The 15,643-nt window shown below is 64.7% G+C and carries 12 protein-coding genes; 10 read left to right on the top strand and 2 right to left on the bottom strand.

The genetic code is table 11. The annotated features are described in order from the left end of the window. Positions 1–275 precede the first annotated feature (275 nt). Positions 276–938 (bottom strand): orotate phosphoribosyltransferase, encoded by a 663-nt coding sequence (pyrE, locus tag C41B8_RS11745; RefSeq protein WP_037338345.1) that lies wholly within the window; start codon positions 936–938, stop codon positions 276–278. Between the two features lie 139 nt (positions 939–1,077). Between pyrE and C41B8_RS11740 the strand changes: the two genes are divergently transcribed. The 3 genes from C41B8_RS11740 to C41B8_RS11730 are packed head-to-tail and all read left to right on the top strand — an operon-like array spanning position 1,078 to position 4,631. After that, the gene (locus C41B8_RS11740; protein WP_037338256.1) at positions 1,078–1,857 is read left to right on the top strand and encodes an exodeoxyribonuclease III; all 780 of its coding nucleotides are present in this window, start codon (positions 1,078–1,080) and stop codon (positions 1,855–1,857) included. After that, positions 1,844–3,250, top strand: coding sequence for an AmpG family muropeptide MFS transporter (locus tag C41B8_RS11735; RefSeq protein ID WP_051883452.1), 1,407 nt, complete (start codon positions 1,844–1,846; stop codon positions 3,248–3,250). Before C41B8_RS11740 ends, C41B8_RS11735 begins: the two co-directional genes overlap by 14 nt. Positions 3,251–3,266: 16 nt before the next feature. Continuing rightward, positions 3,267–4,631 (top strand): DUF4139 domain-containing protein, encoded by a 1,365-nt coding sequence (locus C41B8_RS11730; RefSeq protein WP_037338253.1) that lies wholly within the window; start codon positions 3,267–3,269, stop codon positions 4,629–4,631. 52 nt (positions 4,632–4,683) lie between these two features. Here C41B8_RS11730 and C41B8_RS11725 read toward each other — a convergent pair whose 3' ends face one another. Next, positions 4,684–5,571, bottom strand: coding sequence for a polyprenyl synthetase family protein (locus tag C41B8_RS11725; protein ID WP_037338250.1), 888 nt, complete (start codon positions 5,569–5,571; stop codon positions 4,684–4,686). Positions 5,572–5,759: 188 nt separating this feature from the next. On the opposite strand from C41B8_RS11725, the gene shc reads away from it, so the two are divergent. The 7 genes from shc (at position 5,760) to C41B8_RS19640 (ending at position 15,598) form a co-directional block, all read left to right on the top strand. Then, positions 5,760–8,774, top strand: coding sequence for a squalene--hopene cyclase (gene shc, locus C41B8_RS20135; RefSeq protein WP_232226050.1), 3,015 nt, complete (start codon positions 5,760–5,762; stop codon positions 8,772–8,774). A 63-nt stretch (positions 8,775–8,837) separates the two neighbouring features. Continuing rightward, the gene (locus C41B8_RS11715; protein WP_051883446.1) at positions 8,838–9,563 is read left to right on the top strand and encodes a phosphorylase family protein; all 726 of its coding nucleotides are present in this window, start codon (positions 8,838–8,840) and stop codon (positions 9,561–9,563) included. Further along, positions 9,560–12,181, top strand: coding sequence for an MMPL family transporter (locus tag C41B8_RS11710; protein WP_051883445.1), 2,622 nt, complete (start codon positions 9,560–9,562; stop codon positions 12,179–12,181). The genes C41B8_RS11715 and C41B8_RS11710 overlap by 4 nt, the downstream gene beginning before the upstream one ends. A gap of 194 nt (positions 12,182–12,375) precedes the next feature. Further along, entirely contained in the window at positions 12,376–13,026 is a 651-nt protein-coding gene (locus C41B8_RS11705; protein WP_051883444.1) for a CDP-alcohol phosphatidyltransferase family protein, read from the top strand. A 3-nt stretch (positions 13,027–13,029) separates the two neighbouring features. After that, positions 13,030–14,031 carry a hopanoid-associated sugar epimerase gene (gene hpnA / locus C41B8_RS11700; protein WP_037338248.1) on the top strand — a complete coding sequence of 334 codons (1,002 nt, stop codon included), beginning with the start codon at positions 13,030–13,032 and terminating at the stop codon, positions 14,029–14,031. Continuing rightward, a complete protein-coding gene (locus C41B8_RS19645; RefSeq protein WP_051883443.1) occupies positions 14,031–14,552 on the top strand; it encodes a DUF2147 domain-containing protein in 522 nt (173 codons plus the stop codon). Before hpnA ends, C41B8_RS19645 begins: the two co-directional genes overlap by 1 nt. Next, on the top strand, positions 14,549–15,598 hold the full coding sequence (locus tag C41B8_RS19640) for a catalase family protein (protein ID WP_156962515.1): 1,050 nt from the start codon (positions 14,549–14,551) through the stop codon (positions 15,596–15,598). Before C41B8_RS19645 ends, C41B8_RS19640 begins: the two co-directional genes overlap by 4 nt. The last annotated feature ends 45 nt before the right edge of the window (positions 15,599–15,643 follow it).

Raw genomic sequence — 15,643 nt, 5'->3', positions numbered from 1 at the left:
GTTCAACATGGTGACGTGTCCCGTGCGGTTGTGGTCCGAGTAGTTATCGGCCCGCCGGGGTCGGGCTTGAGTGCGTGTGAACGATAAAATTTGGCCTTATTTCAAATTACCTTATGAGACGGCTGGTTGGATGAGGCGCGATCGCTTGATTTAAGTGGCTGTTACACGAATTGAGTGCATGAAACGCCCGGTTTCTTGCATCATGCCGCCCGAGGTCGGGCCTGTGACGACGCCCGGCGCGGTATGATCCCGCTTACCGTCACGATCGGAAGTGCTCAACGGGACGCGCCGACACCGTATTCGCTGCGATAACGTCGGATTGCCGCGACCGTGCTCTCATCGAGCCCCGTGCGTTCGGCGTAGCCGATGACGTCATCCAGTGTGGCGACGGCCGCCGTCGGAATGCCCTCGTCTTCGGCGAGGGCCGCCAGCGGCGAGCGGTCGTCGGCGCCGCGTTCCTGGCGGTCGAGCGCAATGAGTACGCCGGCTACTTCGCTGCCGGCCGCCCGGATTAGCTGGATCGCTTCACGCACGGCGGTACCGGCGGTGATGACGTCGTCGACGATCACCACGCGCTTGCCCAGCGGCGCGCCGACCAGCGTGCCGCCTTCGCCGTGGTCCTTGGCTTCCTTGCGGTTGTAGGTGAAGGGCACGTCGCGGCCGTGATCGGCGAGCGCACATGCCACCGTCGCGACCAACGGGATGCCCTTGTAGGCCGGGCCGAACAGGCTGTCGTATTCGATGCCGGCGTCGGTCAGCGCCGCGGCATAGCCGGCGGCGAGGCGTTTCATGCCGGCGCCGGAGGCGATCTCGCCCATGTTGAAAAAATACGGGGACACCCGACCGGACTTGAGGGTGAATTCGCCGAATTTCAGAGCGTTGTAGGTATCGGCGAGGGCCAGGAAGTCCTGGGCATAGGTCGTCGTTTCGGCGGGCATCGGGTTCACTCCGGCGTTGTCGGGATCGGTCGCTGTGCACGTATGATAAGGGCTCGCTTATATCGTGAGTAAGCGCCGACGCATCGGGCGGGCGGTCAAGCGCGCCGCTCGCGGATTATCAAAGACAAGGAGCGCGTGCATGCGGGTGATGTCCTTCAACGCCAACGGCATACGGGCGGCCCAGCGCAAGGGCTTTTTCGAGTGGATGGCCGATCAGGATCCGGACGTGGTCTGCATTCAGGAACTGAAGGCCCAGCAACATCAGCTCGAGGGCGTCGCGGCGTTCTGGCCGGAGGGGTATCACTGCTTCTATGAAGAGGCGACCAACCGCAAGGGCTATTCCGGGGTCGCAATCTATGCCAAGCGCGAGCCGGACGAGATCGTTCGCGGCATGGGGCATGAGGAATTCGATGCCGAAGGTCGCTATATCGAGGCGCGTTTCGGTGATCTGCGTATCGCCAGCCTGTATGCGCCGTCGGGATCGTCCGGCGATCATCGCCAGGATTCCAAGGAGCGTTATCTGATCTATTTCCTCGATTTCCTGCGCCGTCAGGCCGCAGCGCCGGGTGAATATCTGATCTGTGGCGACTGGAATATCGCGCACAAGGCAATCGATCTGAAGAACTGGAAGAACAACCAGAAGAATTCGGGCTTCTTGCCGCACGAACGCGAATGGATGGACAAGCTGTTCGGCGAGGTCGGCTTGGTGGATGTCTTCCGTGAGGTGAATCCGGACGAGGATCAGTTCACCTGGTGGTCGAATCGCGGCCGGGCCTGGGACAACAACGTCGGCTGGCGGATCGATTATCACGTCGCCACGCCGGGCCTTGCGGATTTGGCCACCGCCGAATATGTCTATCGCGAAGCGCGCCTGTCGGATCATGCGCCGTTGACGATCGACTATGATGTCGAATTCTGAATATCGCGTGACCGGGCGTGCTGGCGCGGCCGAATCGGCGTCACGCAAGCGACGAGACTGGAAGGCGGCCGTCGCGACCTACACTCGCCCACGCGTCATCGGCATGGGGCTGCTGGGTTTTTCGTCCGGTCTGCCGTACCTGCTGGTGTTTTCGACGCTGTCGGCCTGGTTGACCACGGTCGGTGTGTCCAAAACCACGATCGGGTTCTTTTCCTGGATCGGCATCACGTACTCGATCAAATTCTTCTGGGCGCCGGTCGTGGATCGGTTTCCGTTGCCGCTACTGGCGCGCTGGCTGGGGCGGCGGCGTAGCTGGATGCTGCTTGCCCAGATCGGGTTGATGGTCGGCCTGTTCTGCATGGCCGGCACGAATCCGGCGACGAATCTCGAGGCCATGGCCTGGTTCGGGCTGCTGGTGGCGTTTTCGGCCGCAACCCAGGATGTGACCATCGATGCCTGGCGCATCGAGGCGGTCGCCAAGGATCTGCAGGGCGCGATGGCCGCGACCTATCTCGCCGGTTACCGAATCGCGATGCTGGTGGCTGGTGCGGGTTCGTTCTATATCGCGGCTGCGGCGTCCTGGTCGACTGCCTATACCGTGATGGCAGCATTGGTGGGCGTGGGCATGGTTACCGTGCTGGCGCTCGGCGAGCCGGACGTGGATCGCACCGGGGATGCCGAGCTGCGCGAGCAGTGGGCGATCGACTGGCTGGCCGCCCGCGCTTCCCAGCCGGCCTGGCTGCAGAACATCGAGCGGTGGGTGATCGGTGCGATCGCCTGCCCGTTCTGGGATTTTTTCTCGCGCTATCGGCGCGAGGCGGTCGTAATCCTCTGTCTGGTCGGGCTATATCGGATTTCGGATATCACGCTGGCGGTGATGTCGAACCCGTTCTATCTCGATGCCGGCTACACGCCAGATCAGATTGCGAGTATTTCCAAGATTTTCGGCTTGGTGATGACGTTGTCCGGCGCCGGTATCGGTGGAGTGCTGGTCGCCCGGGTCGGCGTAATGAAAGCCGCACTGGTCGGCGCGATACTCACCGCGAGCGCGAATCTGGTGTTCGCCTGGCTGGCAACGCTGGGCCATCCCGACCTGGTCGACCTGACGTTGACCATTTCCGCCGAGAATCTGGCGGGCGGCATTGCCATGACCTCGTTCATCGCCTATTTATCCAGTCTGACGAACACTGCCTATACCGCCACGCAGTACGCACTGTTTTCGTCGTTGATGACATTGCCCGGCAAGTTCATCGGCGGATTCTCGGGCTGGGTCGTCGATCAGGCCGGCTATGCCTGGTTCTTCGTCGATACGGCGATCGCGGGGATCCCCGCGGTCTTGCTACTGCTTTGGCTGCTTGCCCGGTCGGGCACGGATCGTGCAACGGCCCCGTAATTTCAGGAGGCAGACGATGCAAAGCCGATGGATCTTTACTCTCGCGGGCCTGGTCGCGGCCGCCCCATTTGCGCTGGCCGCGACGACCGCCGACTCGGATCAACCCGTCGACGCCATCGCGCTGTACAGCCGGGGAGCCGCCGTCGTACAAGACAGCCGTACGATGAGCCTCGACGCCGGCGAGCAGACGCTCTCGTGGCCGGTAATCGGCACGCCGCAGCCGGACACGCTGTGGTTGTCCGGATCCGGCATCAATCTGGCCGGGTTCGATCTGGCGCCGAGTGCCAGCGGCTCGGGCGGACCGTTGTCCAGCCGGGTCGGCCAGTCGGTCTCGCTCGACTCGCCGGGCGGCAATACCCGCCAGGGCACGCTCGTGGCCACCGATGGCGATACCGCCTATGTACGCGTGGATGGCCGCATCGAGCGGATCACGGCGGCATCGCCGGTTCAGATCAGCTGGTCGGTCACCTCGAAAAACGGGGATGAGGGCACCGGACACGACGTCACGTTGCACGTCGATGCCGCCAAGGCCGGTAAGCAGCGGTTGACGGCGACCTACCAGACGTCAGCCCCGAAGTGGCAGGCGAGCTACACCGGCAGCTTCGATCCGAAAACGGGCAAGTTGCGCTTGATCAGCCAGGCCGTGATCGACAATACCGGTCACGACGCAATCAATGCGAAGCGGGCCTGGCTGGTGGCCGGGGATACCTCTCGCGCTGACAATGGCGCGCCGCGCCCGATGATGATGGCCAAGATGGCGTCGAGCGAGTCCTCCGGCGCCGGCGCGCCGCAGGCCGTCGGCGATGTCTATCGCTATCCGCTGGCAGATGGCCTGCATATCGAAGCCGGGGCGGTGCAGTCGGTGGCCTTGATGAAACCCATCAGCGTCGATGCGACGCGTGACTACCGCTTCGAGAACTATGCGCTTAATGACACCGGTAAAAGCCGGCAGCATGCACGGGTGAGTCTGGCGTTCGACAACGATACGGGCCAGCCATTGCCGGCGGGCGCGGTGCGTATTTACGACGCGGGGCACGCGGCCCAGTTAATGGGCGGTACACAAATCGACGATACGCCCGCTGGCGCTCCGGTCCAGCTGGCGCTGGGCAGCGCGTTCGATATCACCGGCACGCATCGGGTGACGAAACGATCCAGTGACGAAAGCGGGGCGACCACGACGCAGGTACGCATCGAGCTGTTCAACGCCGGCAACAAGTCGCGTCAGGTGACGATCGCCGAGCATCTGCCCGCGAACGCACAGCTCGCCGACGATGTACCCAAACCCAGCGGCGGTTCGGCAGACGAGCCGGAATGGCCGGTAAGCGTGCCGGCCAACGGCCACAAGACCTTCAGCTACACATTCTCGCGCGCTAAGTCGTAGCGATCGTCCTGGCGGCTATCCGTGAGCCGCCAGGGTCTGGTGTGGCGCGCGCTCAGTGGTCGCGTTTGACGATTTCGGCGGCGATCGCGCGCAGCGGTTCGGCGTTGTCGAAGATATCCAGGGCGGCGGTGGCTTCGGTGTACAGGCGTTCAGCCAGGGCCTTGGCTTCGCCCAGACCGAGCAGCGCCGGGTAAGTCGCCTTGTGGTGGGCGATGTCGGCGCCCTGGGTCTTGCCGAGTTTTTCGGTGGACGATTCGATATCGAGCACGTCGTCGCGCACCTGAAAGGCCAGGCCGATTCGGGTGGCGAAAATGTCGAGCGCGGCGCGTTGATCCAGCGACAGTTTTTCGGCCGCATCCGCGGCCATCGTCACGCAGGCCGCGAGCAGGGCGCCGGTCTTGAGGTTGTGAATTTCTTCCAGATCGTCGGTGGTGACGTCGTCGCGGCCCTCGGCCCCCATGTCGAGCACCTGGCCGCCGACCATGCCGCGCGAACCCACGGCATGGGCCAGCGTCGCGATCTGTGCCGCGCGCGCAGCGGGCGCGTCGTCGAGCCCGCCGTGCGTGGCGACGATCTCGAAAGCCAGCGCCTGCAGACCGTCGCCAGCCAGGATCGCGGTAGCCTCGTCGAACGCGATATGCGTGGTCGGCCGGCCGCGCCGCAGATCGTCGTCATCCATCGCCGGGAGATCGTCGTGAACCAGCGAATAAGCGTGAATACACTCGATCGCGGCGGCCGCGCCGTCGACTTTCGTCACCGGCACCCCCAAAACTTCCGCGGCGGCATAAACGAGTCGCGGGCGTACGCGCTTGCCCGGTGAGAGCGCCGCGTAGCGCATGGCTTCGTGCAGGCGAGCGGGGGATGTGTCGGCGCTCGGCAGGCAAGCGTCAAGCACATGTTCGATGCGTTGGCTATAATGCGGCACTTGATAATTGTCCATGGTTAGTTCGCCGTCCCTGGTGGCCGGATCAACATACCGGCGGCTCGATTGGCGAGCTAGCTAGCCACTGAAGATCGGCAGCGTCAACTCGATGTGACGCATGACCGGTGCGACGATGCGCGCTGCGCCCGCGGTGCGTCGCTCACGCTTGAAAACCTGGAAAACGTTCGTTCATGTCACAAGCCCCAATGCAGACGGATTCCGGTCGGCGCGCGCTGGCCTTTCAGGACGAGATCCTGCCGCATGTTTCGCGCACATTCGCGCTGACGATTCCCGAGCTGCCCGAGGCGCTGCGGGTGGCCGTCGGCAACGCTTATCTGCTGTGCCGTATCGCCGACACCATCGAGGACGACGCGGAGCTCGACTACGAAACCAAGGCGAACTGGCACGCCGAGTTCGTGCAAGTGGTCGAAACCGGCGAAGGCGGCGCCGACTTCGGCCAGCGCCTGGCGCCGCAGCTGGCCAGCGCCACGCTCGACGCCGAGCGGCGTCTGGTCGCGCATACCGAAGACGTGCTGACCGTGATGCGCGATCTGCGCCCGGCCCAGCGCGCGGCGGTCGCGCGCTGTGTCCGCATCATGTGCGAAGGCATGCCGGAATACGAGCGCGCCGCCAGCGCCGAGGGGCTTCCCACGCTGGCGCATCTGGATCGCTACTGCTATTTCGTGGCCGGCGTGGTGGGCGAGATGCTGTCCGCCATGTTCACCGACCACGAGCCGGCCATGGGCGCGCACGACGCCGAGCTCAATCGTCTGGCCGTGTCGTTCGGCCAGGGTCTGCAGATGACCAATATCCTCAAGGATATCTGGGCCGATCAGTCGCGCGGGGTGTGTTGGTTGCCGCGCGACGTGTTCGCGCGCCACGGCTTCGATCTGTCGGATCTCGGCAAGCGTCCTGCCGACGAAGCGTTCGCGGCCGGTCTGTCCGAACTGATTGGCCTGGCGACCGGGCATCTGCGCAACGCGCTTGAGTTCACGTTGCGCATTCCCGGTCATCAGAAGGGCATGCGCCGGTTCTGCCTGTGGGCGATCGGTCTGGCGCTGCTGACGCTGCGCAAGATCCAGGCGAACCCGTATTTCACCGATGGTTCGCAGGTGAAGGTATCGCGCCGCAGCGTGCAGGCCACGGTACTGACGACCAATCTGGCGGTGGCCGACGACGATCGTCTGCGTCATCTGTTCCACATGACCGCGCACGATCTGCCGGCGCTGACGCCGAAACTGGCCGACGATCCGGCCGCGCCGATCAACGACATCGTCGAAATGCCGCGCCCCGGTGTAGCCAGCGCCGCGCAGCCGGCGGGGTTGGCCGAGGCTATCGACGCGGCGCAGACACGCCTGTTCGCCGATCAGAATCCGGACGGCCACTGGCGCTACGAATGCGAGGCCGACTGCACGATTCCGGCGGAATACATCCTCATGATGCACTTCGTCGGCGATGTCGATACCGCCCTGCAGGCGCGCGTCGCGAACTATATTCGCTACAAGCAGGCCGCCCACGGCGGCTGGCCGCTGTACTACGGCGGCGATCTCGACCTATCGTGCTCGGTGAAGTGCTACTACGCGCTCAAGCTCGCCGGCGACGATGTCGATGCGCCGCATATGGTGCACGCCCGCCAAGCGATTCTGGCCCGCGGCGGGGCCGGCCAGGTCAACGTCTTCACGCTCATCGCGCTGGCCCAGTTCGGGCAGGTGCCGTGGCGTGCCGTGCCGTTCATTCCGGTCGAAGTGATGCTGATGCCGCAGGCGTCGCCCTTCCATCTGTCGAAGGTGAGCTACTGGTCGCGCACGGTGATGGTGCCGTTGTTCATCCTCACCAGCCTGCGCACGATGGCGCGTAATCCGGCTGGGGTGAACATCCGCGAGCTGTTTACGATTCCGCCGGAGCAGCAGCGCGATTTCGTGCCGGCCCAGAACACACTGCAGCGCGTATTCAAGGGGCTGGATCTCGTCGGCCGAAGCTTCGAGCCGCTGATTCCCAAATTTGTGCGCAAGCGCGCGATCAAGACCGCCGAAAACTGGATCATCGAGCGCCTCAACGGCACCGACGGTATCGGTGCGATCTTCCCGGCCATGGTCAACGTTTACGAAGCGCTGGGCGAGCTCGGCTATCCGGCCGATCATCCCTACCGCGCCAACACGCGCCAGGCGATCGACGACCTCGTGTTCGATCACGGCGACATGGCCAACGTCCAGCCGTGCGTATCCCCGGTCTGGGATACCGGCCTGGCCGCGCTTGCGCTGCAGGAAGCCGCGGGCGAGGGTGATACACCGGTCGTGCGTGCCGGTCTCGACTGGCTAGCTGAACGCCAAGTGCTGGATGGCCCGGGCGACTGGAAGCGCGATCACCCCGACCTGCCGGGCGGCGGTTGGCCGTTCCAGTACGCCAACGATCACTATCCCGACCTGGACGACACCGCCGTGATCGCCTGGGCGATGTACAACACCGGCGACGGCGCCACCTACGGCCGGGCGATCACGCGCGCGACCAACTGGCTGGTCGGCATGCAGTCGTCGAACGGGGGCGTGGCCGCCTTCGATTCCGACAACAACCACGAATATCTCAACGAGATCCCGTTCGCCGATCACGGCGCGTTGCTGGATCCGCCGACGGCGGACGTCACCGCGCGCGTGCTCACGCTGACCGGGTTGTTACAGCGGCCGGAAGACGGGCCGTTCATCCAGCGCGCGATGGCGTATCTCAAGCGTGAACAGGAAGCCGATGGCTCATGGTTCGGGCGTTGGGGCACGAACTACATCTATGGCACCTGGTCGGTGCTGATGGCGCTCGAAGCGCTCGGCGAAGACATGAGCCAGGACTGGATTCAGCGTGCGGTGGCCTATCTGCGCGGCATGCAGCGTACCGACGGCAGTTGGGGGGAGGATAACGGCACCTATTGGGACCCGCCGCGCGGTCGCTCCGATGTCTCCACCAGCTTCCAGACGGCTTGGGCGATGCTCGGGCTGATGGCGGCCGGCGAGCGCGATACGCCCGCCCTGGCCCGCGGCGCGGCCTGGCTGATCGACGCCCAGGGCGATGACGGCGCCTGGCACGATCCGGAACATACCGCGCCCGGTTTCCCGCGCGTGTTCTATCTCAAATACCACGGTTACACCCGTTACTTTCCGCTCTGGGCGCTGGCGCGTTATCGCAACGTGCACGGTGTGCCGGCATCGGGCGCCGAGGCGGCGAGTACCGATTAAAGCCATGCCCCGGATGGATCGTACGGGCGGGCGCCGTGTTCTCGGGCCCGCCGAGACGTTGATTTGAGTCTTGCCATCGATCGGCTCGGCATCGTTGCCGCGTTGCCGGGCGAGGTGCGCGCCCTGGCACGGCTGCGTCCGCGCGGCCGTGCCCGGCTGCCCGGCGGCGCACGCCTGCTGTTGTCGGGCATGGGCGCCGAGCGCGCCGAACAGGCTGCCGCCACGTTAGCTGATGAAGGCGTGACCACGCTGATGAGCTGGGGCACGGCGGCCGCGCTGGCGCCGGGCGTCGACCCCGGGGCGCTGATTCTGGCGTCGACCGTACGCGGTGCCGACGACCGGGAATGGTCGACCGATCCCGTCTGGCGAACCGCGCTGGCCACGGCCCTGGCCCCGATGCATCAGGTGTTCGAACAGCGTCTGACGGAAACGCCCGGGCTGGTGGTCGACGCGGCCGCCAAGCGCGCGCTGCACGAGGCCACGGAAGCCATCGCCTGCGACATGGAAAGCGCGGCGATCGCGGCCGTGGCGGCCGAACGCGGGCTGGGTTTCGTTTGCGTGCGCGCAATCATTGATGATGCCGCCATGGTGTTGCCGCCGGTGGCGCGGGCGGCGATGGATGCCGACGGTCGTCTGCGGCCGGCCGCGTTGATGGGCGCACTGGCCGGGCGGCCGTCGTCGGTGCATGCCCAGCTCCGGTCGTTGAAGAATCTGGCCGTGGCGTTTCGCGCCGCGCGTATGACCTTGGCCGATGCGGCCCTTATTGTTCGTGGCGAGGAGACGACATGACGCGCATGCTATCGCGTGCACTGGCGGCATGGATCGAGTTGATGACGCGTCACGCGATCTGGGTAATCGCGGTCGGCATCGTCATCACGTTGGGCGGCGCCTGGTATTCGATGACCCATCTGTCGATGGACACCGACGATTCCAATCTGATCAGCAGCCACGTCCCGTGGCGAAAGACCTACATCGCCTACCAGCACGCGTTCCCGATCTATAACGACAATCTCGTGATCGTGGTCGACGGGGCGACGCCGGATATCGCGGGCGCCGCAACGGACAAGCTGGCCAAGGCATTGCGGCAGCAGCCGAATCTGTTTCCATCGGTATACGAGCCGGGCGGTGGGCAGTTTTTTGCCAAGAACGGTTTTCTCTATCTGTCGAAGGACAAACTGCAGTCGCTGTCGTCGCGGTTGACACAAATCCAACCGTTCCTGGGCCGGCTGTCGGCGGATCCGACGTTGCCGACGTTTTTCGACATGCTGGACAAGGCCATGGCGCCGGATGCGCCGGTCGACATGAATCTGGCCCCCGTGTTCAGCGAGTTGGCGCACACCTTCGACGCCAGTCGGGAAGGACGCTACAACCGCCTGTCCTGGCAACAATTGATCGGCGGCGATCAGCCGGGCGTGTCCGATCAGCGCTTCATCATCGTGCAGCCGAAGCTGAATTATGGCGCCTTGCTGCCGGCCCAAAAGCCGATGCAGGCGATCCGCGATGCCGCCAAGCGGCTGAATCTCGACGCGGCGCACGGCGTGCGCGTACGCCAGACCGGCGAGGTGGCGCTGTCCGACGAAGAGCTGGCCAGTGTGACCCATGGCGCGGCCTGGGGCGCGTCGCTCGCGTTCCTGGCCGTCGGCATCATTCTGTACCTGGGCTTGCGTTCGTGGGCGCTGATGGGCGCGTCGCTCGCCAGCCTGGTGGCCGGCCTGGTCGGCACGGCCACCTTCGCCGCCCTCGCGGTCGGTCGCCTGAACCTGATTTCCATCGCCTTTGCGGTGCTCTATATCGGGCTTGGCATCGACTACGCGATTCACGTCTGTTTGCGTTATCGCGAGGCGCTGGCCGAGCTGGGTGAGCGCGTGGCCGGGCGCGCGGCCGGCGTACGCCATGCGTTGACGTCGGCGATTTCCGACGTCGGGCTATCGCTCGCGCTCTGCGCGCTGACCACGGCCGCCGGTTTCTTTGCCTTTATTCCGACCTCGTATTCCGGCGTGGCCGAACTCGGGCTGATTTCGGGTGTGGGGATGTTCATCAGCCTGGTGGTGAGCCTGACCTTCCTGCCGGCCGCCATCTCGCTGATGAAGCCCTGGGTGCCGAGCACCGATACGACAACGAGCCGCTGGGCGCCGTTTATCGGTCGTCGTGCCCAGCGCCTGATCTGGACGCTGTCGGCGGTGGCCGTCCTGGCCTGCGTGATGGCATTGCCGTTCATTCGCTTCGACCCGAGTACGCTGGATCTGAAAAATCCCAACGACGAAGCGGTCAAGACCTATCGCGATCTGCTGGCGCATAGTGAACATTCGCCCCTGACGCTCGTGACGACGCGACCGACATTGGCGCAGGCCAAGGGTTTGGCTGCTCGTATCGCCAAGCAGCCGCACGTCTCGGGTGCGATGACGGTCGCGAATTTCGTGCCCGGTAACCAGACCGCCAAACTGTCGATCATCGGCGATCTGGCGTTGACGCTCGCGGTGACGCCGCCCGATATGAGCAAGCACGCGGATTTCGGCGCCCGCAAGCAGGCCATTGCCGATTTCGCTCAGCATCTGACGGCTTATCGCAAAAGCGACACCGGCGACGATGCGGCCGCGGCGCGCGATCTGGCGCAGTCGTTATCGGCTTGGCGTGACTGGTTCGCACAACAAAAGCCCGCCGCGCAGAAACAAATTCTGGCCAGCCTTCACGATCGCGTGCTGTCCGGGCTGCCCCGGCAGATCGACGGGCTCGCGGATGCGATGAATGCCTCGCGCATTACGCTCAAGAATCTGCCGGAAAGTCTGCGCAAGCGCTGGATCGGCACCCAGGGCCAGTTTCGCGTGGAGGTGTCGCCAAGCGGCAACCTCGATCACGAATCGGCTATGCGCAAGTTCGTGGCGAGCGTGCGCCAAGCGGCGCCGCACATCACCGGCGCGCCGGTTCTGGAGCTCTCGGCCGGACATACGGTGTCCAGCGCCTTCATGCATGCCTTCATTTATGCCGCCATTTTCATCTCGCTGTTCCTGCTGGTTTTGCTGCGCAGCGTCGTCGATACCATTCGTGTGCTGGTGCCGCTGGCTCTCTCCGGGCTGATTCTGGCGGCGGCGACCGTGGTCCTGGATATCCCGTTCAATTTCGCCAACGTGATTGCATTGCCGTTGTTGCTGGGGGTGGGCGTGGACAGTGGCATTCATGTCGTTCACCGGCTGCGACAGCGCGAACATCATCGACCGTTCCTGGGCACCTCGACGGCACGCGCCGTCATCCTCTCGTCACTGACCACCATGGCCGGTTTCGGCAGCCTGGCTTTCTCGCGTCACGCCGGCACGGCCAGCATGGGCCAACTGCTGACGATCGGCATGCTTGCAGTTCTCATAACCACCCTTATTGTCGTGCCCGCACTGTTTCGTATATTGCGGGAGTAGGGCGTGTTGAGATTGCGTGCGAGTCCGCGCCAAGCACCGTTGTGCGGCCCGACAAGGCGTAGTGCGCGCCGTATCGTTATGGGACGGTGGCGGGCGACAACGCCGAGCGGCCGTCACGCGGTCCATCGCCCGCGGCCTGCCCCCGGTCACGTCGACAGACCTTAGGTCCTCGACCCAATAAGGAATTTATCGGCATGCCTGAACCGATCGATTCGGCACGCAAAGATCAGGGCGCGGATTCGTCGCGCCCGCTGGACGCACGCCTGGCACGTCGTCTGGTCCGGCCGCTCGACGGCACTGCGGCGCGCCCCAATCATCTGACCACTGTCCGGCTCGTGCTGGGGCTCGTTTCGGCCTGGTGTCTGGCCCACGGAAGTCTCGTGGAAGCCAATATCGGTGCGTTCGTGTTCGCGCTATCGAATTTCGTCGATCATACCGACGGCGAACTGGCTCGCATGTCCGGCGCGTCGAGCCGTTTCGGGCATCTCTACGATCTGGCCTGTGACGCGATCATCCATACGCTGCTGTTCGCCGCGCTGGGCTACGGTCTGATTCATGGTCCGTTGGGGGCCTGGGCGCCCTTGATGGGCTTGGTGGCGGGCGCCTCGGTCGCATTCATTTTCTGGCTGCATATGGTTATGGAAGATGAACTGGGCAAGGCGGGGGCCAAGCTGCCCTCGGCCGGCTTGTTCGAGATCGAAGACGTGCTCTATCTGTTCCCGCTGGTTACCATCTTCGATATACGCGAAGCGTTTCTGGTGCTCTCGTTCATCGGTGCGCCGGCGTTCGCGATCTGGTTAGGCTGGTATTTCCGCGTGCTGCGCACGCGTTCGACGAGGGGTTGATTGATGCGCGCGCTGGTGACCGGAGCCACGGGATTCGTTGGTAGTGCAGTGGCCCGCGCGGCGCTGCGCGACGGCTGGACGGTGCGGGCGACCCGCCGACCGAGCAGCGATCTGACCGCGCTGGAAGGGCTGGATCTGGAGTTCGTCGAAGCCGATCTATCGAATACGGCGGCGCTGGTCGAGGCCATGCAAGATTGCGACGCGGTGTTCCATGTCGCGGCCGATTATCGTCTCTGGGCGGCCGACCCCGGCGAGCTCTATGAGAATAACGTCGAGGGTACGCGCCGTATCTGCGAGGCCGCGCGTAGCGCCGGCATCTCGCGGGTGGTGTATACCTCGAGTGTCGCGACCCTCGGCATTCCCAAGGACGGCTCGCCCGGCGACGAGGATACGCCGGTCGGTCTGGACGACATGATCGGCCATTACAAGCGATCCAAGTTCCTGGCCGAAGAAGTCGCGCGCGAATACGCCGCCGACGGGCTCGATATCGTGATCGTGAACCCGTCGGCACCGATCGGCCCCCGCGACCACAAGCCGACGCCGACCGGCCAGATGGTGCTCGAAGCCGCGGCAGGGCGAATGCCGGCCTTCGTGGACACCGGCTTGAATGTCGCGCATGTCGACGATGTAGCGCGCGGTCATCTGCTGGCCCATGCGCATGGCACGCCCGGTCGGCGCTATGTGCTGGGCGGCACCGACATGACGTTGGCCGAAATTCTCGCGCTGGTGGCCGAGATCGTCGATCGACCGCCGCCGCGCGTGAAGTTGCCGCATAACCTCGTGATGCCGATCGCGCATGCCGCGGAAGCGGTGGCGCGCGTCACAGGCCGGCCGCCGAAGGTGACCGTCGACGGCGTGAAGCTGGCCAAGAAACGCATGTTCTTTTCCCACGCGCGTGCGGCGGCCGAATTGGGCTATCGGGCACGCCCCGCGCGCGATGCGCTGGCCGATGCCGTGGCCTGGTATTACGCGCATCGCTACCTGCCGGTCGGCAAAAAGCCGTGATGCCACGCCTGGCGGCCTTCGTCGCCTTGGCGCTGGCGTCGATGGCCGTCTTGGCCGAAGCGCCGGCACCCGACGCGATCACCGGATTCTGGCGCACCGAGAAAGGCGGCGCAGTCATTCATGTCGTCGATGATCGCGGCGATTTTGTCGCCCGTATCGTATGGCTAAAGCAGCCCCGCTACCCGACGGACGACCCGCACGGCATGGGGGGTCAGCCGCTCGTCGATCGCCACAATCCCGACCCGGGCAAGCGTGATCGGCCGATGATTGGGCTGCGCATGATCAAGGATCTGGATTATCATGTATTAGACAACGATCACGCGCGCTGGGAAAACGGCCGCGTCTACGATCCCGACCGGGGGAAGTGGTTCGACTGCGATCTTTGGCTCGCCGACCCCAATCACCTGAAGTTGCGTGGCTACGTCGGTATCCGGGCGTTGGGCAAAACCACAACCTGGACGCGAGTGGCCGACCCGCGCCCGGCGAGCCGCCCGGGCGCCATGGATCAGAGCAAGTCATGACGATGTACGTGCCGTATTCCGACGATCTCGAAGTCGAACAGCCCGATGAGCAGGCCCAGATTGCTGATATCGTGCGTGATCTGGGCATTGCCCACGAGCGCATGATCGAAGCCCGCGCCCAGGCACCGCGCGGTACCCAGGCCAAGGGCCATGGCGTGCTCAAGGGCGTGTTCACCGTTGCGCCCGATTTGCCGGGGGAACTCGCGCAGAGCCTGTTCGCCACGCCGGGTGAATACCCGGCGATACTGCGCTTTGCTACCGAGCCCGGCGCGTTCATGGACGATCGCCGGCCGGCCGCCCGCGGCCTGGCGATGAAGCTGATGGGCGTCGACGGCGAGAAGATGGTGGGCGACGGCCGGGTGACCCAGGACTTTTTGTTCGGCAACTGCCCGGTCCTACCGCTCGCCGATGTCACCACCTATCGCGAGATTGCGCGACTGCGTGCCGAATACGGACACGATCCCGAGCAACTGGCCGCCGAGATCGCCAAGCGAGACGACGGCGATGTGCAGACCTTGTTCGAGCGTCTGCCGAACATCGACTTGTTGGCGAACAGTTATTACAGCCAGTCGGCGTTTCGTTTCGGTGATTACGTGTGCAAATACGCGCTAATGCCGAATATCGACGCCCAGCGCGCGTTGGCCGCGCGTCCGGTCACCGACGACGACGGGCCGGATGTACTCGCCGAATGGCTGGCCGCCTTTCTGGCCGATAACGCAGCCGGCTTCGATTTCTGTGTGCAGCTGATGACCGATCCGAAAGCCATGCCGATCGAGGACGCGTCGATCGAATGGGACGTCGGTCGTAGCGCCTGGCGCCGGGTCGGCACGCTCCACCTGCCGCCCCAGGATCCAGGCACGCCGGCGCGCCAAACCTTCGGTGACGAGGTGCTGACCTTCGATCCCTGGGCCGGGCGGCCGGATCTGCGGCCGTTGGGCTCGATCAACCGGGCGCGCAAGGCCGTTTATCGCGCCTCGGCTCGTCGTCGTGAAATCAACGGTCGCGCTGAGCTCGAGCCGGCTTCGTTTGCCGATTGCCCGGACTGAGCCCCGCGACGGGCCGGTTCGCGCCCTAGATGGATGACCAGGAGA

This window comes from Salinisphaera hydrothermalis C41B8 (genome assembly GCF_000732535.1).
Taxonomy (GTDB): Bacteria; Pseudomonadota; Gammaproteobacteria; order Nevskiales; family Salinisphaeraceae; genus Salinisphaera; species Salinisphaera hydrothermalis.
The sequence above is the reverse complement of the archived record's forward strand: the minus strand, read 5'-3'. Positions and strand labels throughout refer to the sequence as shown.

Bases quoted from the DNA above. Each gene is read 5' to 3' on its own strand.
- C41B8_RS11725 (WP_037338250.1), bottom strand. From the start codon at position 5,571: ATGGACAATTATCAAGTGCCGCATTATAGCCAACGCATCGAACATGTG.
- C41B8_RS11740 (WP_037338256.1), top strand. From the start codon at position 1,078: ATGCGGGTGATGTCCTTCAACGCCAACGGCATACGGGCGGCCCAGCGC.
- C41B8_RS11705 (WP_051883444.1), top strand. From the start codon at position 12,376: ATGCCTGAACCGATCGATTCGGCACGCAAAGATCAGGGCGCGGATTCG.
- C41B8_RS11735 (WP_051883452.1), top strand. From the start codon at position 1,844: ATGTCGAATTCTGAATATCGCGTGACCGGGCGTGCTGGCGCGGCCGAA.
- hpnA (WP_037338248.1), top strand. From the start codon at position 13,030: ATGCGCGCGCTGGTGACCGGAGCCACGGGATTCGTTGGTAGTGCAGTG.
- C41B8_RS19640 (WP_156962515.1), top strand. From the start codon at position 14,549: ATGACGATGTACGTGCCGTATTCCGACGATCTCGAAGTCGAACAGCCC.
- pyrE (WP_037338345.1), bottom strand. From the start codon at position 938: ATGCCCGCCGAAACGACGACCTATGCCCAGGACTTCCTGGCCCTCGCC.
- C41B8_RS11730 (WP_037338253.1), top strand. From the start codon at position 3,267: ATGCAAAGCCGATGGATCTTTACTCTCGCGGGCCTGGTCGCGGCCGCC.
- shc (WP_232226050.1), top strand. From the start codon at position 5,760: ATGCAGACGGATTCCGGTCGGCGCGCGCTGGCCTTTCAGGACGAGATC.
- C41B8_RS19645 (WP_051883443.1), top strand. From the start codon at position 14,031: ATGCCACGCCTGGCGGCCTTCGTCGCCTTGGCGCTGGCGTCGATGGCC.
- C41B8_RS11710 (WP_051883445.1), top strand. From the start codon at position 9,560: ATGACGCGCATGCTATCGCGTGCACTGGCGGCATGGATCGAGTTGATG.